Raw genomic sequence first — 1,506 nt, forward strand, 5'->3', positions numbered from 1 at the left:
GGCGACGATTCCGCCGCCGACGCCGGGCGGGGCGGCGACGGCCGACAGCTTGCCGCCGAGCACCCGGTACGCGACCGCGTCCACCAGGCTGTACGGGGTGAACAGGCCGAGCCAGCCGGCCAGCGTCCAGTGCCCGGTGCTCTGGGTGATCCCCTGCAGGATCGAGACCAGCACCCCCGACACCACCAGCACCGCGATCACGGCCGCCACGCCGAAGCCGCGGCGCGGCGTGAACGCGGCGACGACCAGCCCGATCGCGGCCAGGACGAGCGACAGCAGCAAGCAGGCGGCGAGACCGCCGAGGTAGTGGAGCAGATGCTCGCCGGAGTCCGGCACCTGCGTGACCAGGCCGCCGACGTACAGCAGCGTGACCGGGATGGCGGTGAGCGCGAACAGCGCGGTGGCGAACGCGCCGAGCTTGGCGAGGACGAGGCTGAGGTGCCCGACCGGCCGCGAGAAGTACAGCGGGACGGTGTGGAACCGGATCTCCCGGGACGCCAGCACCGGCGCCTGCGTCGCCACGAAGATCGAGATGATCAGCTGGAGCATGAACTGGTAGCGCGTGTACGGGAACAGCGCCTCGGGCCGCTTGGCGATCGCGACCACCGCGATGTCGCCGACGGCGGGCAGCAGCATGATCCCCGCGAGGATGAACGGCATGACCTTCGCCCGCGCCGGACGGCCCAGGCCGTAGGCGGCGCGCAGGTTGTGCACGAACATCGACCGCGTGACGTAGGCGCTGCCGAGCCGCTTGCCCTCGTAGTGCCGGTAGCCGATGTCATGGATGGTGCTGACGTTCACCGGGCCCCTCCCCTCAGTTCCTCGACGGACGGACCCGGCGTCCCGGGCATCCCGGGCGGCCCCTGGACGGCCCCGGGCGGCCCCTGGACGGCTCCGGGCGGCACCGCGACCGTCTGCGGGGCCACCGAGAAGACCTCCTCGATGTGGTGGCGGCGCTGCTCCATCCGGACCAGCCGCAGCCCGAGCTCGGCCGCGCCGTCCCGGACCAGGTCGTAGACGCTCTCGTCGCCGATGTCGATCACCAGCAGCCGGTCCTCGGGGCGGACGGACACCGCGCGCTCGTGCAGCCAGCGGCCGAGGTCGTCGCGGCCCTCGTCCACCTCGACGACCAGCACGCCGCTGGCCGCCGTGTACGCCTCGACGGCCTGCGAGCGCAGCAGCCGCCCGCCGTCGATCACGATCACGTGGTCGCAGACCCGCTCCAGCTCGCCGAGCAGGTGCGAGGTGACCAGGACGCTGATCCCGAACTCGTGCCCGATCCGGCGGATCAGGCCGAGCATCTCGTCGCGTCCGGCGGGGTCCAGGCCGTTGGTCGGCTCGTCCAGGAACACCAGGCGCGGGTCGTGCACCAGCGCCTGGGCGAGCTTGACGCGCTGCCGCATGCCGGTCGAGTAGCCGCCGATGGGCCGGTACCGCTCCTCGTAGAGCCCGACGTGCCGCAGCGTGTCGGCGGCGCGCTCGCGGGCGGCGGACGGCGGCAGCCCG

The 1,506-nt window shown here is 73.1% G+C and carries 2 protein-coding genes; both read right to left on the reverse strand.

From position 1 onward, the window contains the following. Positions 1–801: ABC transporter permease (locus AB0J52_RS40155; protein ID WP_500188430.1), on the reverse strand; the 801-nt coding region annotated here is incomplete at its 3' end. Continuing rightward, on the reverse strand, positions 798–1,506 hold a 709-nt coding region (locus AB0J52_RS40160; protein WP_500188431.1), incomplete at its 5' end, for an ATP-binding cassette domain-containing protein. The genes AB0J52_RS40155 and AB0J52_RS40160, both read right to left, overlap by 4 nt.

Source organism: Spirillospora sp. NPDC049652 (assembly GCF_040675125.1).
Lineage (GTDB): Bacteria > Actinomycetota > Actinomycetes > Streptosporangiales > Streptosporangiaceae > Spirillospora.